At 62.3% G+C, this 15,586-nt stretch carries 16 protein-coding genes and 1 pseudogene; 13 read left to right on the forward strand and 4 right to left on the reverse strand.

All coding sequences use genetic code 11. The features are described from left to right. Nucleotide 1: 1 nt before the first annotated feature. Complete coding sequence (locus tag QQL85_RS02280) at nt 2-811, reverse strand: cytochrome C assembly family protein (RefSeq protein WP_284355011.1); 810 nt, start codon at nt 809-811, stop codon at nt 2-4. Between the two features lie 256 nt (nt 812-1,067). On the opposite strand from QQL85_RS02280, the gene ffh reads away from it, so the two are divergent. The 6 genes from ffh to QQL85_RS02310 all read left to right on the forward strand — a co-directional run bounded on the left by ffh (nt 1,068) and on the right by QQL85_RS02310 (nt 5,137). Next, a complete protein-coding gene (ffh, locus tag QQL85_RS02285) occupies nt 1,068-2,444 on the forward strand; it encodes a signal recognition particle protein (protein ID WP_103445462.1) in 1,377 nt (458 codons plus the stop codon). A gap of 248 nt (nt 2,445-2,692) precedes the next feature. Next, nucleotides 2,693-2,944, forward strand: a complete 252-nt coding sequence (gene rpsP / locus QQL85_RS02290) for a 30S ribosomal protein S16 (RefSeq protein ID WP_008094480.1) — start codon at nt 2,693-2,695, stop codon at nt 2,942-2,944. Nucleotides 2,945-2,949: 5 nt separating this feature from the next. Further along, complete coding sequence (gene rimM / locus QQL85_RS02295) at nt 2,950-3,486, forward strand: ribosome maturation factor RimM (protein WP_284355012.1); 537 nt, start codon at nt 2,950-2,952, stop codon at nt 3,484-3,486. Between the two features lie 3 nt (nt 3,487-3,489). Further along, nucleotides 3,490-4,242, forward strand: coding sequence for a tRNA (guanosine(37)-N1)-methyltransferase TrmD (gene trmD / locus QQL85_RS02300; protein ID WP_003252146.1), 753 nt, complete (start codon nt 3,490-3,492; stop codon nt 4,240-4,242). Nucleotides 4,243-4,284: 42 nt separating this feature from the next. Then, entirely contained in the window at nt 4,285-4,635 is a 351-nt protein-coding gene (rplS, locus tag QQL85_RS02305; RefSeq protein ID WP_003252148.1) for a 50S ribosomal protein L19, read from the forward strand. 94 nt (nt 4,636-4,729) lie between these two features. After that, nucleotides 4,730-5,137 (forward strand): acyl-CoA thioesterase, encoded by a 408-nt coding sequence (locus tag QQL85_RS02310; RefSeq protein ID WP_284355013.1) that lies wholly within the window; start codon nt 4,730-4,732, stop codon nt 5,135-5,137. A gap of 3 nt (nt 5,138-5,140) precedes the next feature. Here QQL85_RS02310 and QQL85_RS02315 read toward each other — a convergent pair. Then, nucleotides 5,141-6,947, reverse strand: a pseudogene (locus QQL85_RS02315) (cation:proton antiporter). A 68-nt stretch (nt 6,948-7,015) separates the two neighbouring features. Here QQL85_RS02315 and xerD point away from each other — a divergent pair. The 6 genes from xerD to QQL85_RS02345 all read left to right on the forward strand — a co-directional run bounded on the left by xerD (nt 7,016) and on the right by QQL85_RS02345 (nt 12,669). Then, the gene (gene xerD / locus QQL85_RS02320) at nt 7,016-7,912 is read left to right on the forward strand and encodes a site-specific tyrosine recombinase XerD (protein ID WP_190870029.1); all 897 of its coding nucleotides are present in this window, start codon (nt 7,016-7,018) and stop codon (nt 7,910-7,912) included. A 153-nt stretch (nt 7,913-8,065) separates the two neighbouring features. Further along, the gene (locus QQL85_RS02325) at nt 8,066-8,809 is read left to right on the forward strand and encodes a thioredoxin fold domain-containing protein (protein ID WP_284355014.1); all 744 of its coding nucleotides are present in this window, start codon (nt 8,066-8,068) and stop codon (nt 8,807-8,809) included. An 83-nt stretch (nt 8,810-8,892) separates the two neighbouring features. Continuing rightward, entirely contained in the window at nt 8,893-10,197 is a 1,305-nt protein-coding gene (locus tag QQL85_RS02330; protein WP_060485691.1) for a homoserine dehydrogenase, read from the forward strand. 61 nt (nt 10,198-10,258) lie between these two features. Beyond that, the gene (gene thrC / locus QQL85_RS02335) at nt 10,259-11,668 is read left to right on the forward strand and encodes a threonine synthase (protein WP_284355015.1); all 1,410 of its coding nucleotides are present in this window, start codon (nt 10,259-10,261) and stop codon (nt 11,666-11,668) included. Between the two features lie 220 nt (nt 11,669-11,888). Beyond that, on the forward strand, nt 11,889-12,308 hold the full coding sequence (locus tag QQL85_RS02340; RefSeq protein WP_284355016.1) for a histidine kinase: 420 nt from the start codon (nt 11,889-11,891) through the stop codon (nt 12,306-12,308). 79 nt (nt 12,309-12,387) lie between these two features. Beyond that, nucleotides 12,388-12,669 carry a DUF3509 domain-containing protein gene (locus QQL85_RS02345; protein ID WP_284355017.1) on the forward strand — a complete coding sequence of 94 codons (282 nt, stop codon included), beginning with the start codon at nt 12,388-12,390 and terminating at the stop codon, nt 12,667-12,669. A gap of 138 nt (nt 12,670-12,807) precedes the next feature. Here the strand turns inward: QQL85_RS02345 and QQL85_RS02350 are convergent, their stop codons facing one another. Both QQL85_RS02350 and QQL85_RS02355 read right to left on the reverse strand, forming a co-directional pair. After that, nucleotides 12,808-13,683, reverse strand: a complete 876-nt coding sequence (locus QQL85_RS02350; RefSeq protein WP_284355018.1) for a TIGR02285 family protein — start codon at nt 13,681-13,683, stop codon at nt 12,808-12,810. A gap of 21 nt (nt 13,684-13,704) precedes the next feature. Next, nucleotides 13,705-14,904 carry a CaiB/BaiF CoA transferase family protein gene (locus tag QQL85_RS02355; protein ID WP_284355019.1) on the reverse strand — a complete coding sequence of 400 codons (1,200 nt, stop codon included), beginning with the start codon at nt 14,902-14,904 and terminating at the stop codon, nt 13,705-13,707. A gap of 131 nt (nt 14,905-15,035) precedes the next feature. Here QQL85_RS02355 and QQL85_RS02360 point away from each other — a divergent pair, with 131 nt between their 5' ends. Continuing rightward, nucleotides 15,036-15,578 carry a YaeQ family protein gene (locus QQL85_RS02360; protein ID WP_049275619.1) on the forward strand — a complete coding sequence of 181 codons (543 nt, stop codon included), beginning with the start codon at nt 15,036-15,038 and terminating at the stop codon, nt 15,576-15,578. Nucleotides 15,579-15,586: the final 8 nt, after the last annotated feature.

Genomic DNA, 15,586 nt, shown 5'->3' on the forward strand with positions numbered 1-15,586 from the left:
GTCAGATATGCAGGATGAATTCGCGAACCAGCTTGCTGCCGAAATAGGCCAGCATCAGCAGGCAGAAGCCGGCCAGCGTCCAGCGGATGGCCTTGTGGCCACGCCAGCCCAGGCGGGTACGGCCCCACAGCAGTACGCTGAACACCACCCAGGCGACACAGGCCAGCAAGGTCTTGTGTACCAGGTGCTGGGCGAACAGGTTGTCGAGGAACAGCCAGCCGGAGATCAGCGACAGCGACAGCAGGCACCAGCCGGCCCAGAGGAAGCCGAACAGCAGGCTTTCCATGGTTTGCAGGGGCGGGAAGTTGCGGATCAGTCCGGACGGGTGCTTGTTCTTCAGCTGGCGGTCCTGCAGCAGCAGCAGCAGCGACTGGAACACCGCGATGGTGAACAGCCCGTACGCAAGGATCGACAGCAGGATATGCGCAAGGATGCCCGGCTCTTCGTTGATCAGCGGTACTGTGCCAGGTGGCGCGAACTGCGCCAGCAGCGCCGTCACCGCGCCCAGTGGAAACAGCAGCGCCAGCAGGTTTTCCACCGGGATGCGCAGGCAGGCGATGAGGGTCAGGGTGATGACCGCCACGGCGATCAGGCTGGCGGCGCTGAAGAAGTCCAGGCTCAGGCCCAGCGGGGTGATCAGCTGGAAGAACAGCGCACCGGCCTGGGCCAGCACCGCGAAGGCGCCCAGCAGGCCAAGCAGGCGCTTGTCGGCCTTGCGGCCCTGGGCGAGGTGCGTGCCCTGGTAGATGGCTGCGGCTATATATAGGCCAGCGGCGATCAGGTTGGGGATGAGGCTGGGTGAGGAGACCATAAGTCCTGGGTGGAGAGCCTTAAAGAGACGGAGTTTGGCATAGATTCCGCCGCTCTAGGAAGACTGGCAGACCGTGTGGGAGCGGGCTTGCCCGTGAAGAGGCCATTACAGCCACCGAATATCCCCCAGACCACCACCAAGGTGTGCGCCGCCGTCGCACTTCGCTATAATCGCCGCCTTGCTGTGCCCGGCGGGTGTGTATTTCCCCCAGGGTGCCTGACAAACCTCGGCTTTTACTGGGCCTGAAAGGATCACCATGTTCGAAAACCTGACCGACCGCCTGTCACAGACGCTGCGCCATGTCACCGGCAAGGCCAAGCTGACCGAAGACAACATCAAGGACACGCTGCGCGAAGTGCGCATGGCCCTGCTCGAGGCCGACGTTGCCCTGCCGGTGGTCAAGGATTTCGTCAATAGCGTCAAGGAACGTGCGGTCGGCACCGAAGTGTCGCGCAGCCTGACCCCAGGCCAGGCGTTCGTGAAGATCGTCCAGGCCGAGCTGGAAAGCCTGATGGGCGCGGCCAACGAAGACCTGGCGCTCAATGCTGCACCGCCTGCCGTGGTGCTGATGGCCGGCCTGCAGGGCGCGGGTAAGACCACCACCGCCGGCAAACTGGCGCGCTTCCTTAAAGAGCGCAAGAAAAAGAGCGTGATGGTGGTGTCCGCCGACGTCTACCGCCCGGCGGCGATCAAACAGCTGGAAACCCTGGCCAACGACATTGGCGTCACGTTCTTCCCGTCCGACATCAGCCAGAAGCCGGTGGCCATTGCCGAAGCGGCCATCCGCGAAGCCAAGCTGAAGTTCATCGATGTGGTCATCGTCGACACCGCCGGCCGTCTGCACATCGACGCCGACATGATGGACGAGATCAAGGCGCTGCACGCTGCAGTCAAGCCGATCGAAACCCTGTTCGTGGTCGACGCCATGACCGGCCAGGACGCCGCCAACACTGCCAAGGCGTTTGGCGAGGCGCTGCCACTGACCGGCGTGGTGCTGACCAAGGTTGACGGTGACGCCCGTGGCGGTGCCGCATTGTCGGTGCGTGCCATTACCGGCAAACCGATCAAGTTCATCGGTATGGGTGAGAAGACCGAGGCGCTTGAGCCGTTCCACCCCGACCGCGTCGCCTCGCGCATCCTCGGCATGGGCGACGTGCTCAGCCTGATCGAGCAGGCCGAGCAGAACATCGACAAGGCCAAGGCTGACAAGCTGGCCAAGAAGCTGAAGAAAGGCAAGGGCTTCGACCTCGAAGACTTCCGTGACCAGCTGCAACAGATGAAGAACATGGGCGGCCTGGGCGGCCTGATGGACAAGCTGCCGAGCATCGGTGGGGTCAACCTGTCGCAGATGGGCAACGCACAAGGCGCGGCCGAGAAGCAGTTCAAGCAGATGGAAGCGATCATCAACTCCATGACCCCGGCCGAGCGCCGCGACCCTGACCTGATCAGCGGTTCGCGCAAGCGCCGTATCGCCCTGGGTTCCGGCACCCAGGTGCAGGACATCGGCCGGCTGATCAAGCAGCACAAGCAGATGCAGAAGATGATGAAGAAATTCTCTGCCAAAGGCGGCATGGCCAAGATGATGCGCGGCCTGGGCGGTATGCTGCCTGGCGGCGGTATGCCGAAGCTGTAAACCTCTATTCCGGGCGCCTGCCTTTTGTCGGGCAGGCGCCCAGAACCCCCGCCTTGGCGGGGCAACGGCCGCGGATTTCGCGGCGCAACCGGCAAATCTGGACGGTGGGGCAATGCCTTGCCGAAAAAGTCATTTGCAAATGTCCGTGTATTCCCCGAGAATATGCGGCCTTTTGGGCACCCGTGTGCCTATTTGGCATTCAGATTTGCAGTACAAACTGCAACACCGACTATAGGAACGATGTTCACATGGTAACCATTCGTCTGGCCCGTGGCGGCTCGAAAAAGCGCCCATTCTACCACCTGACCGTGACCAACTCGCGTAACGCCCGTGACGGCCGTTTCGTTGAGCGCGTTGGCTTCTTCAACCCGATCGCATCGGGCGCCGAAGTCAAGCTGTCGGTCAACCAAGAGCGCGTCACCTACTGGCTGAGCCAGGGCGCACAGCCGTCTGAGCGCGTTGCTCAGCTGCTGAAGGACGCTGCCAAGGCCGCTGCCTGAACAGTATGAACGCGACGCCAGAAAAGGCTGATGACCTCATCGTCGTTGGCAAGATTTTTTCGGTTCACGGCGTTCGCGGCGAGGTGAAGGTGTATTCCTTTACCGATCCGATTGAAAACCTGTTGGATTATCCGCGCTGGACGCTTCGGCACGAAGGCAAGGTAAAGCAGGTCGAGCTGGTCAGCGGTCGTGGCTCCCAAAAGGGCCTGGTCGTGAAGCTGAAAGGTCTCGAGGATCGTGACGAAGCCCGTCTTCTGAGCGGTTACGAAATCTGCATTGCGCGGAGCCTTTTGCCCAACTTGGCTGCCGACGAGTACTACTGGTACCAGTTGGAAGGCCTGAAGGTCATCAACCAGGACGAACAGCTGTTCGGCAAGGTCGATCACCTGTTGGAGACCGGTGCGAACGATGTAATGGTGGTCAAGCCCTGCGCAGGCAGCCTGGATGATCGCGAGCGTCTGTTGCCCTATACGGCGCAATGCGTGCTCAACATCGACCTGGAAGCAGGCGTGATGCGGGTTGAATGGGACGCGGACTTCTAAACGATGGGTAACCTTCGCGTAGACGTCATCACGTTGTTCCCCGAGATGTTCTCGGCCATCACGGAGTACGGCATTACCAGCCGCGCGGTGAAACAGGGGTTGCTTCAGGTGACTTGCTGGAACCCGCGGGACTACACCACAGATCGTCACCACACGGTAGATGATCGGCCGTTTGGCGGTGGTCCGGGCATGGTGATGAAAATCAAGCCTCTGGAAGACGCCTTGGTTAGCGCCAGGCAAGCGACCGGAGCAGCGGCGAAGGTGATCTACCTTTCGCCACAAGGCCGCAAGCTGACTCAGCAGGCGGTCAAAGGCCTGGCCGAACAGGAATCGTTGATCCTGATCGCCGGTCGTTATGAAGGCATCGACGAGCGCTTTATCGAGGCTCATGTCGATGAGGAGTGGTCGATTGGTGACTATGTGCTTTCAGGTGGCGAGCTGCCGGCCATGGTACTGATCGATGCGGTTACACGGCTGCTGCCCGGAGCTTTAGGGCATGTGGACTCGGCGGAAGAGGATTCCTTCACCGACGGTCTGCTCGATTGCCCGCACTACACCCGACCTGAGGTGTATGCGGATCAGCGTGTTCCCGACGTGTTGCTAAGTGGCAACCATGCACATATCCGGCGTTGGAGGATGAAGCAGTCCCTTGGTAGGACCTTCGAACGACGCGCCGATCTTCTGGAAAGTCGCTCGCTTTCTGGAGAAGAGAAGAAGCTGCTCGAGGAATACCTCCGCGAGCGGGACGATAGTTAAACGTATCGATGGTGGATCGCGTATCCATCTTAGGAGCACAGCATGACCAACAAGATCATCCAGCAGCTCGAAGCCGAGCAGATGAGCAAGGAAATCCCGACCTTCGCACCAGGCGACACCGTTGTCGTTCAGGTTAAAGTGAAGGAAGGCGAGCGTTCCCGTCTGCAGGCGTTCGAAGGCGTTGTTATCGCCAAGCGTAACCGCGGTCTGAACAGCGCTTTCACCGTGCGCAAGATCTCCAGCGGCGTTGGCGTAGAGCGTACCTTCCAGACCTACAGCCCGCAAATCGACAGCCTGGCCGTGAAACGTCGTGGTGACGTGCGTAAAGCCAAGCTGTACTACCTGCGCGACCTGTCCGGCAAAGCCGCTCGCATCAAGGAAAAACTGTCCTGAGTACAGTTTGCCTGGTGGCCGAGGCCGCCTAGCGAGAAAAAAGCAGCCTTCGGGCTGCTTTTTTGCGTTTTGAACCCCCGAAAATGTGAATACCATGACTACCCGAGACCAGGAAATCCAGCGCCGCACCGAGATGTCGGTGACCCGCGTGACCAAGGCGGTGTTCCCCAACACCACCAACCACCACAACACCTTGTTCGGCGGCACTGCCCTGGCCTGGATGGACGAAGTCTCGTTCATTGCCGCCACGCGCTTCTGCCGCCTGCCGCTGGTGACCGTGTCCACCGACCGTATCGACTTCAAGCACCCGATTCCGGCGGGCTCGATCGTCGAACTGGTGGGCACGGTGATCAAGGTTGGCAATACCAGCCTGCAGGTGCAGGTGGACGTGTTTGTCGAGAACATGTACCTGGACGGCCGCGAACGGGCGATTCACGGTGTGTTCAGCTTCGTCGCGATCGATGAGGACAAGCGCCCGGTGCCGGTGCTGCCGGGCGCCTGAGTGTCAGGGCTCCGGGGCTGGCTCGATCAACGCCACCAGGGTCCATCCCGGTTGCGGCTGTAACGGGTTGTCGGGGCTGGCTACATGTACCCAGCCATGCCCGTCGCGAGCGAACAGCACATGCGCACGCTCGCCATGCAGTGCCTGGTAGGCATCCCAGCCAAAGCCTTCGGTCAGGTTGGTGCTGTACAGTTCGGCGCCCTGATGCAGGCGGTTGGCCAGTTGCAGATAGGTCATCGGGCTGGCCCCCAGTAGATGCCCCCGATGCTCTTCGGCAGCTCGGTGCTTGTCGCTACGCTGCTTCTCCAGGCCGCTGGCCAGCACGAACAGCCGGCCGTGCCCGAAGTCATGGCGGAACCTGGCGCAGGCCAACGCATTGATTTCGCCGGCGGGGGACAGGCCCAGCAAGTGCCCGAGGCCGACCAGGTCCAGGTGGGCATCGGCATGCTGCGAGGCGGGGTTGCCAAAATAGGTCGGTAGCCCGTCCATGCGCGCGGCGCGAATGTTTTCCCAGCTGGAATCCGTCAGCAAAACCCGGCAGCCCAATTGTTGCAGGGCTTTGGCGATGGCCCGGGCTGGCCCGTTGGCCCCGACGATGAGAAACCCGCTGGGGGCCGGTTCAGCGACCTGAAGCAGGCGTGCCAGCGGCCTGGCCGTGGCACTTTGCAAAACCACGGTGCCGATGATCACGGCGAAGGTCAGCGGCACCAGCAGCAGGGCATCCTGATGCCCGGCCTGGTGCAGGCGGATGGCGAAGATCGCCGAAACCGCGGCGGCAACGATGCCGCGTGGCGCTATCCAGGCCAGCAATGCACGTTCCCGCCAGCTCAGTGTCGAGCCCAGTGTGGCCAGCCATACGTTGAGCGGGCGCGCCAGCAGCTGGATCACCAGCAACAGCGCCAGTACCGCTGGGCCAAGGCCGAGAAGAGCATGCAGGTCGAGGCGCGCGGCCAGCAGGATGAACAGGCCGGAAATCAGCAGCACGCTGAGGTTTTCCTTGAAGTGCAGGATCTGCCGCACATCCACCCCGCGCATGTTGGCCAGCCACATGCCCATCACGGTCACCGCCAACAGCCCGGACTCGTGCACGATCTGGTTGGCGGCGATGAAAATACCCAGCACCGCCGCCAGTGATGCGAGGTTGTGCAGGTACTCCGGCAGCCACTGCTCGCGCATGATCTGCCCCAGCAGCCAACCCCCCGGCTGCGCCCAGGGCTGTGCCGCAGAAAATGACGCCGGCGAAGGTGGTGAGGCTCTGGACCAAGCCGTTGCCGTCGCCGCTGGCAATGATGAAGCTGTACACCACCACGGCGAGCAGAGCGCCGATCGGGTCGATCATGATCCCTTCCCAGCGCAGGATGTTGGCGATTGTCGACTTTGGCCGTACCACGCGCAGCATGGGCACGATCACCGTGGGGCCGGTGACCAGGGTCAGGGTGCCGAACAGAATCGCCAGCGGCCAGTCGAACCCCAGCAGCGAGTGGGTTGCCAGGGCGATCACCAGCCAGGTGACCAGCGCGCCCACCGTGACCAAGCGGTGCACCACGCTGCCGATCTCGCGCCATTGCGACAAGTGCAGGGTGAGGCTGCCTTCGAACAGGATCAGCGCCACTGCCAGCGACACCAGCGGCATCAGCAGTGGGCCGAACAATGCCTCGGGGTCGAGCCAGCCCAGCGTTGGGCCGGCGACGATCCCGGCCAGCAGCAGAAACAGAATCGCTGGTAGCTTCAGGCGCCAGGCCAGCCATTGACACGCGAGTGCAGCGGCGCCGATGCCGCCGACGCTTAGTAGTATCTGCTCTTCGCTCATGTGGGCTCCCTATGCCTGCGCTGTTATGAAAGACTAAGCGTCAATCCGCCGTTTGCCACCGAGTTTTCATGCCCGCCCTCGACCACCCCCTGATCGACCAGTTCCTTGATGCCCTGTGGCTTGAAAAAGGCCTGTCCGACAACACCCGCGTGTCCTATCGCAGCGATCTGGCACTGTTCAATGGCTGGCTGCAGGAGCATTCGGTTTCCCTGCCCGACGCTGGCCGTGACCTGATCCTCGACCACCTGGCCTGGCGCCTCGACCAGGGCTACAAGCCACGTTCCACGGCGCGCTTCCTGTCCGGCTTGCGCGGTTTCTTCCGTTACCTGCTGCGGGAAAAGCTGGTGGCAGTAGACCCGACCCTGCAGGTCGACATGCCGCAACTGGGCAAACCGCTGCCCAAGTCGTTGTCCGAGGCCGACGTTGAAGCCTTGCTGCAGGCCCCGGACCTGGGCGAAGCCATCGGCCAGCGCGACCGCGCCATGCTCGAAGTGCTCTATGCCTGTGGGCTGCGCGTCACCGAGCTGGTCAGCCTGACCCTCGATCAGGTCAACCTGCGCCAAGGTGTGCTGAGGGTGATGGGCAAAGGCAGCAAGGAGCGCCTGGTGCCGATGGGCGAAGAGGCGGTCGTGTGGCTGGAGCGCTATCAGCGTGATGGCCGCGCCGAACTGCTCAATGGCCGCCCCAGCGACGTGCTGTTCCCCAGCCAGCGTGGCGAGCAGATGACCCGCCAGACCTTCTGGCACCGTATCAAGCACCATGCCCGTGTGGCAGGCATCGACAAACCGCTGTCGCCGCACACGCTGCGCCATGCTTTTGCCACCCACCTGCTCAACCATGGCGCCGACCTGCGCGTGGTACAGATGCTGCTCGGCCACAGCGACCTGTCGACCACGCAGATCTACACCCACGTCGCCAAGGCCCGCCTGCAGCAGCTGCACGCCCAGCACCACCCGCGTGGATGAATGTTTTTCATGTTCCGCCGACTGGTCCTTGCAAGGCCCTTCACTGGCGGTGTGATGTGGTAGGCTTGGGCGGTTTGCACCAAGGGCCGCACGGTCACCGCGTATTTTCCGCAGGTGGCGCCCTCCGGCCCCTGTCCGCCTTCAGGAGTTCCCATGCGCGTGACCCAGTTTTTCGCCGCCGCCGCGTTGGCGTTGGCCAGTACCTTTGCCGTTGCTGCGGCAACCGATAGCAATGCCGGTGCCGAGCAGGCCATCCGTAAATCGTTGCAGAACCTTGAGCTGGAAGTGCCCGTGGAAAGCGTGGCCAGCAGCCCGCTCAACGGCCTCTATGAAGTGAAACTGCAGGGTGGCCGCGTGTTGTACGCCAGTGCCGACGGCCAGTTCGTGATGCAGGGCTACCTGTTCCAGATCCAGGACGGCAAGCCGGTCAACCTCACCGAAAAAACCGAACGCCAAGGCATCGCCAAGCTCATCAATGGCATTCCAGCCGCCGAGATGGTGGTTTATCCTGCCAAGGGCGAGACCAAGTCGCACATTACCGTGTTCACCGACACCACCTGCCCGTATTGCCACAAGCTGCACGCCGAAGTGCCCGAGCTGAACCGCCGCGGTATCGAAGTGCGCTACGTCGCCTTCCCGCGTCAGGGCCTCGGCTCGCCAGGCGACCAGCAATTGCAGGCTGTGTGGTGCTCCAGCGACCGTCGTGCGGCGATGGACAAGATGGTCGAAGGCGAAGAGATCAAGGCTGCCAAGTGCACCAACCCGGTCAGCAAGCAGTTCCAGCTGGGCCAGTCGATCGGCGTCAATGGCACGCCGGCCATCGTGCTTGAAAGCGGCCAGGTCATTCCGGGCTACCAGCCGGCGCCGCAAGTCGCCAAGCTGGCACTGGCCAAGTAATCCAATTCAGTACGCCGTCGTCATGGGGTGACGGCATGTTTCACGGTCGGCAAACGTGCCGGCCGTTCAATGGGGAGTTCACAGTGAAACCGGTCAAAGTAGGCATCTGTGGGTTGGGGACCGTCGGTGGCGGAACCTTCAATGTACTTCAGCGCAACGCCGAGGAGATTGCCCGCCGTGCCGGGCGCGGTATTGAAGTGGCACAGATCGCCATGCGCTCGCAGAACCCGAACTGCCAGATTACCGGTACCCCCATTACCGCTGACGTGTTCGAAGTTGCGAGCAACCCGGAGATCGACATTGTCATCGAGCTGATCGGTGGCTACACCATCGCCCGCGACCTGGTACTCAAGGCCATTGAAAACGGCAAGCATGTGGTCACCGCCAACAAGGCGCTGATTGCCGTGCACGGTAACGAAATCTTTGCCAAGGCCCGCGAGAAGGGCGTGATCGTCGCCTTCGAAGCGGCCGTGGCTGGCGGCATCCCGGTGATCAAGGCCATCCGCGAAGGCCTGTCAGCCAACCGCATCAACTGGCTGGCCGGTATCATCAACGGCACCGGCAACTTCATTCTCACCGAAATGCGCGAGAAGGGCCGTGCCTTCCCGGACGTGCTGGCCGAAGCCCAGGCGCTGGGTTATGCCGAAGCCGACCCGACCTTCGACGTCGAAGGCATCGATGCCGCCCACAAGCTGACCATCCTGGCCTCCATTGCGTTCGGCATCCCGCTGCAGTTCGACAAGGCCTACACCGAAGGCATCACCCAGCTGACCACCGCTGACGTTAACTATGCCGAGGCCCTGGGCTACCGCATCAAGCACCTGGGTGTGGCGCGTCGTACCGCCGAAGGCATCGAGCTGCGCGTACACCCGACGCTGATCCCGGCCGACCGCCTGATCGCCAACGTCAACGGCGTGATGAACGCCGTGATGGTCAACGGTGACGCCGCCGGTTCCACCCTGTACTACGGCGCGGGCGCTGGCATGGAGCCTACCGCTTCGTCGGTGGTTGGCGACCTGGTGGATGTGGTGCGTGCCATGACCTCCGACCCGGAAAACCGTGTGCCGCACCTGGCCTTCCAGCCAGATTCGTTGTCGGCCCACCCGATCCTGCCGATCGAAGCGTGCGAAAGCGCCTACTACCTGCGCATCCAGGCCAAGGATCACCCGGGCGTACTGGCCCAGGTGGCCAGCATCCTGTCGGAGCGTGGCATCAACATCGAGTCGATCATGCAGAAGGAAGCGGAGGAACAGGATGGCCTGGTGCCGATGATCCTGCTGACCCACGGCGTGGTCGAGCAGCGGATCAACGATGCCATCGTCGCCCTGGAAGCCCTGCAGGATGTGGTCGGCAAGGTCGTGCGTATCCGCGTCGAACAGCTCAACTAACAGAATTAGTGCCGTCGGGCCGCCAGCGCGGCCCGGGCCTCAGCATCGAAGGTTTGCACCCATGCGCTATATCAGTACCCGCGGCCAGGCACCGGCCCTGAATTTCGAAGACGTGCTGCTGGCTGGCCTGGCCAGCGACGGCGGCCTGTATGTGCCTGAGAATCTGCCACGCTTCACCCAGGAAGAAATCGCCTCGTGGGCCGGTCTGCCGTACCACGAGCTGGCTTTCCGGGTGATGCGCCCGTTCGTCGAAGGCAGCATCGCAGACGCCGACTTCAAGAAAATCCTTGAAGAAACCTATGGCGAGTTCGCCCACGCCGCAGTCGCCCCGCTGCGTCAGCTGAACAGCAACGAGTGGGTGCTGGAGCTGTTCCACGGCCCGACCCTGGCGTTCAAGGACTTTGCCCTGCAGTTGCTAGGCCGCCTGCTCGACCATGTGCTGGCCAAGCGCAACGAGCGCGTGGTGATTATCGGTGCCACCAGCGGCGATACCGGTTCCGCTGCCATCGAAGGCTGCCGCAGCTGCGAGAACGTCGACATCTTCATCCTGCACCCGCACCAGCGTGTATCGGAGGTGCAGCGTCGCCAGATGACCACGCTGTTCGGCGACAACGTCCACAACATCGCCATCGAAGGCAACTTCGACGACTGCCAGGAAATGGTCAAGGCCAGCTTCGCTGACCAGTCGTTCCTCAAGGGCACCCGCCTGGTGGCGGTCAACTCGATCAACTGGGCGCGCATCATGGCCCAGATCGTCTACTACTTCCATGCAGCCCTGCAGTTGGGTGGCCCGGCGCGTTCGGTCGCGTTCTCGGTACCTACCGGCAACTTTGGCGACATCTTCGCCGGTTACCTGGCCCGCAACATGGGCCTGCCGGTCAGCCAACTGATCGTCGCCACCAACCGCAACGACATCCTGCACCGCTTCATGAGCGGCAACCAGTACGTCAAGGAAACCCTGCACGCGACCCTGTCGCCGTCGATGGACATCATGGTTTCGTCCAACTTCGAGCGCCTGCTGTTCGACATGCATGGCCGCAATGGCGGCGCCATTGCAGAGTTGATGGCCAGCTTCAAGCAAGGTGGCGGCTTCAGCGTCGAGCAAGACCGCTGGACCGAAACCCGCAAATTGTTCGACTCGCTGGCCGTGAGCGACGAGCAAACCTGCGAGACCATCGCTGACGTGTTTGCTGCCACTGGCGAAGTACTCGACCCGCATACCGCAATCGGTGTCAAGGCCGCCCGTGAGTGCCGTCGCAGCCTGGACACGCCGATGGTGGTGCTGGGTACCGCACACCCGGTCAAGTTCCCGGAAGCGGTGGAGAAAGCCGGTGTGGGCAAGGCGCTGGAGCTGCCAGCACACCTCAGCGACCTGTTCAGCCGTGAAGAGCGTTGCACGGTACTGGCCAATGACCTGAAAGCTGTTCAGGGCTTTGTCAGCCAGCACGGTAATCGCGGCAAACCTCTGTAACAGCCGGGGCCGCGTTGCGGCCCATCGCCGGCAAGCCAACTCCCACCTTGATCGCGTAGATCCAAGGTCATGTGCAATACATGTGGGAGCTGGCTTGCCGGCGATGGGCTGCAAAGCAGCCCCAAAATCTCAGATTTTTCTTGGGCTGCGCAGGAAAAATCTCATTCTTCCATGCCGAGCGCAAAGCTAACTTAGCCGGTCCTCCCACCAGGAGCGGCTCATGCACCAGCCCTATGTGTTGATTCACCAGGCTCGCCCATCCCACCAGATCCTTCTGCACCAGGCCCTCAACGCCCAAGGCGTGTTCAACGTGCGCATCAGCGCAAACGCCAACGACCTGGACGCCTGCCTGAACGCTGAGCGTCGCCCCGACCTGCTGATTCTCGACCATGCCATGCCAACTCGCTCAGGCCTCGCCTTGCTCGCCCAGCAGCACCGGGCGCGTGCGCTGTTGTTCGTCGGTCAGCCCACCCCAAAGCGCCATAACCTTGCCCAGGCAGCCAAAAGCCGGGGGCTGTGGGTGCTCGCCGAGCTGCCTTGGCCGCTGTCGATGCCGCGCCTGCAGCATGCCCTGCAAACATTGCAGGTACGCCCGGGGCAGCGTATTCAAACTGTCATCTCAGCCCCGCATGCTCACTGAAGCGGGCGCGGTTTGACGAACTTTCTGCGGCGCCTGCTGGTCAGTTCCTTTATGTCCCACCACGCAGCGAGTGATCCGGATGGAAAGAATCTGCAGCCTGCTCAACGACGCCCTGACCCCCTATCAGACTCACCTCGGCATCACCGATGCCAATGGCAATCGCCAACTGACCGTTCATGACCGCCTCACCGGCATTGGCTTGCGGCGTATGGTCAGCGAGCGCCAGTTGCAGGAGCAACGCCTGTTGATCGATCTGGTGGATGGCCTGCACCGTGACCTGCAGATAGCTGAAGGGCGTTTGCAGCCTTGTGTGATTGCGGCACTGCAACAGCGACAGCAACCGCAGGGAACCTTTGCCTGAGTGGTTTATCAGAGACTGTAGGGGCAGCCGGCCAGCGCTTTGCTCCGGCGCTGGCAAGGCTGTCACGCGAAATCCCCAAGGGCTTTCGCTTGGCCCCGGGCGTCCTCCCCAGCGTCCGGGGTTTCTTTTTTCAGGCGATCAAGGGGCCTCGAAGAAGCGCTTGCTGTCTTCCAGGTAGTCATCTTGCAACGACGGATCCAACCAGTGCGCATACAGGCCAGGCAGCACGTCTCGGCGCAAGGCCGGCAATAGCTGGTTGATATGCGCTACCGCTTCGCGGCCAAAGGGGTTGTCAGAGCAGGCTATATGGAGAAACTGGTAGTGCTTCACCCCCTGGACAGGATGAAACTCATAGTCGGCCAGTGAGCCGCCTTGCTGCTGAAGCAAGTAACGAACTTCATGCCAGTAGCCGAGCACCATGCGTAGGCGTCCCAGTTTTTGCATCTGTAGCAAGTTAGCGGTGGCGTCGTTGCCATAGTGCCGGCTCAGCGCGGTATCAGGTAGTTGCTGCAGGATGGCGTCGATCTGCGTGCCATAGCTGCGTTCGGCAACAATTCCCAGTTTCAGTGCGGCGTTGCTCAGCAGGCCATGCAGGTCCACTTCCTGACGGTCGAGGTAGGGCGCCACCAACGCCTGGTTTTCCTTGCGCAGCACCAGGCCACCACTGAGCACACCCAGCGTCGGCATGGAAAAAAGCGCATATTCGGCCCGTTCCGGTGTCCATAGCAGGGTCGGGTCGCAGGTGAAGGTGTTTCGGTCTTGCAGCATCTGGATGCCGCGAGCACGGTTAACCCGCACGATGCTGTGGTCGTATTCGGGCATCTGCCTGATCAGCAGCGGCAACAGCTGGTCGATCACCCCTTGGCCTTTCTCCGGGCCTTCGAAAATGGTGAATGGCGGAAGGTCGCGCACCAGCCAGAAGATGCGTTCCTTGGCGCTGACAGGTTGGAGTAGCAATGCGGGCAGAAGCCCGCACAGCAGGGTCAGGTGGCGTAGCCAGCGGGCAGCGCGCATCGGCAAGGGCAGCGGCAGGCGTCAGACCGCACCGGCTTCGCGCAGGCCGGCAATGGCCGCCGCGTCATAGCCCAGGCGGGTGAGCAGTGCCTCGGTGTGTTCGCCCAGCGCCGGACCGACCCACTCGGTGGAGCCGGGCGTATCCGACAGCTTGGGCACGATGCCCGGCATCCGGAACGGCTTGCCGTCCGGCAGCTTGGCCTGCAGGAACATCTCCCGCGCCAGGTACTGCGGGTCGTTGAACATGTCCTCGGCCGAATAGATACGGCTGGCCGGCACTTCGGCGGTGGTCAGCACCTGCATCAGTTGCTCCAGCGGCAGGCTGTTGGCCCAGCGGTCGATCACCCCATACAGCTCGTCACGACGCAGGTCGCGGCCATCGTTGCTGGCCAATGCCGGATCGTCGGCCAGGTCGGCGCGGCCAATGGCCTGCATGAAGCGCTTGAAGATCGCATCGCCGTTGGCCCCGATCTGCACATGCTTGCCGTCGGCGCTGGTGTGGATGGAGGAGGGCGTGATGCCCGGCATGATGTTGCCGGTGCGCTCGCGGATAAAACCGAACACATCGAACTCCGGGACCATGCTCTCCATCATGGCAAAGATCGCCTCATACAACGCCACGTCCACCACCTGGCCCTGGCCGCCGTTGACTTCCCGGTGGCGCAGCGCCATCAGCGCACCGATAACGCCCCACAGGGCAGCAATCGAATCACCGATGGAAATGCCCGTGCGCACCGGCGGGCGGTCGTCGAAGCCGGTAATGTAGCGCAGGCCACCCATCGACTCGCCCACCGCGCCGAAGCCGGGTTGGTCTTTCATCGGCCCGGTCTGGCCAAAGCCTGACAGGCGCACCATGACCAGGCGCGGGTTCAGGGCATGCAGTACATCCCAGCCCAGACCGAGTTTTTCCAGCACGCCCGGGCGGAAGTTCTCGATCAGAATGTCGGCTTCGGCCAGCAGCTTCTTCAGTACCTCGCGGCCTTCGGGGTGCTTGAGGTTGAGGGTGAGCGACTGCTTGTTGCGCGCCTGCACGAACCACCACAGCGAAGTGCCCTCATACAGCTTGCGCCACTTGCGCAGCGGGTCGCCCCCGTCCGGTGACTCGACCTTGATCACGTCGGCGCCGAATTCGGCACAGATACGCGAGGCGAACGGCCCGGCAATCAGTGTGCCGAGTTCGACAACTTTAAGGCCGGCGAGGGGTTTGCTGGGCGTCGACATGGGGCATCCGTGGCAGCTGGGCAGAGCCGTGGTTTTATCACACGTCGGTTTCGCCGGGTACTGCTGCGGCGCATGGAAGGTGCGGATGGGTTAGACTGTGCCACTTTTCTTTTGCACGAAGCCCGTCGACCATGGCCCAGCCGTCCACCACCTACAAGTTCGAATTGAATCTTACCGACCTCGATCGCAACGTCTACGAAAGCGTCAAGCAGACGATCGCTCGCCACCCGTCGGAAACCGAAGAGCGCATGGCGGTTCGTCTGTTGGCGTATGCGCTTTGGTACAACGAGAACTTGTCGTTTGGCCGTGGCCTCTCGGATGTCGATGAGCCCGCGCTGTGGGAAAAGAGCCTGGACGATCGCGTGTTGCACTGGATCGAAGTCGGCCAACCCGATGCCGACCGCCTGACCTGGTGCTCGCGTCGTACCGAACGCACCAGCCTGCTGGCCTACGGCAGCCTGCGCGTCTGGGAAGGTAAAGTGGTGAGCGCGGTCAAGAACCTGAAGAACCTGAACATTGCCGCTGTGCCGCAAGAGGTGTTGGAAACCCTGGCGACCGACATGCCGCGTAGCATCAAGTGGGACGTGATGATCAGCGAAGGCACGGTATTCGTGACTGACGACCGTGGCCAGCACGAAGTACAACTGCAGTGGTTGCTGGGTGAGCGTGGCTGAAGCAACCC

The sequence above is a fragment of the Pseudomonas putida genome, from assembly GCF_030159595.1.
Lineage (GTDB): Bacteria > Pseudomonadota > Gammaproteobacteria > Pseudomonadales > Pseudomonadaceae > Aquipseudomonas > Aquipseudomonas putida_AC.

Coding starts and splice junctions, on each gene's coding strand:
- QQL85_RS02280 (WP_284355011.1), bottom strand. CDS start 811: ATGGTCTCCTCACCCAGCCTCATCCCCAACCTGATCGCCGCTGGCCTA.
- QQL85_RS02310 (WP_284355013.1), top strand. CDS start 4,730: ATGACTACCCGAGACCAGGAAATCCAGCGCCGCACCGAGATGTCGGTG.
- rimM (WP_284355012.1), top strand. CDS start 2,950: ATGAACGCGACGCCAGAAAAGGCTGATGACCTCATCGTCGTTGGCAAG.
- rplS (WP_003252148.1), top strand. CDS start 4,285: ATGACCAACAAGATCATCCAGCAGCTCGAAGCCGAGCAGATGAGCAAG.
- QQL85_RS02355 (WP_284355019.1), bottom strand. CDS start 14,904: ATGTCGACGCCCAGCAAACCCCTCGCCGGCCTTAAAGTTGTCGAACTC.
- QQL85_RS02340 (WP_284355016.1), top strand. CDS start 11,889: ATGCACCAGCCCTATGTGTTGATTCACCAGGCTCGCCCATCCCACCAG.
- QQL85_RS02345 (WP_284355017.1), top strand. CDS start 12,388: ATGGAAAGAATCTGCAGCCTGCTCAACGACGCCCTGACCCCCTATCAG.
- rpsP (WP_008094480.1), top strand. CDS start 2,693: ATGGTAACCATTCGTCTGGCCCGTGGCGGCTCGAAAAAGCGCCCATTC.
- QQL85_RS02360 (WP_049275619.1), top strand. CDS start 15,036: ATGGCCCAGCCGTCCACCACCTACAAGTTCGAATTGAATCTTACCGAC.
- xerD (WP_190870029.1), top strand. CDS start 7,016: ATGCCCGCCCTCGACCACCCCCTGATCGACCAGTTCCTTGATGCCCTG.
- ffh (WP_103445462.1), top strand. CDS start 1,068: ATGTTCGAAAACCTGACCGACCGCCTGTCACAGACGCTGCGCCATGTC.
- QQL85_RS02325 (WP_284355014.1), top strand. CDS start 8,066: ATGCGCGTGACCCAGTTTTTCGCCGCCGCCGCGTTGGCGTTGGCCAGT.
- QQL85_RS02350 (WP_284355018.1), bottom strand. CDS start 13,683: ATGCGCGCTGCCCGCTGGCTACGCCACCTGACCCTGCTGTGCGGGCTT.
- trmD (WP_003252146.1), top strand. CDS start 3,490: ATGGGTAACCTTCGCGTAGACGTCATCACGTTGTTCCCCGAGATGTTC.
- thrC (WP_284355015.1), top strand. CDS start 10,259: ATGCGCTATATCAGTACCCGCGGCCAGGCACCGGCCCTGAATTTCGAA.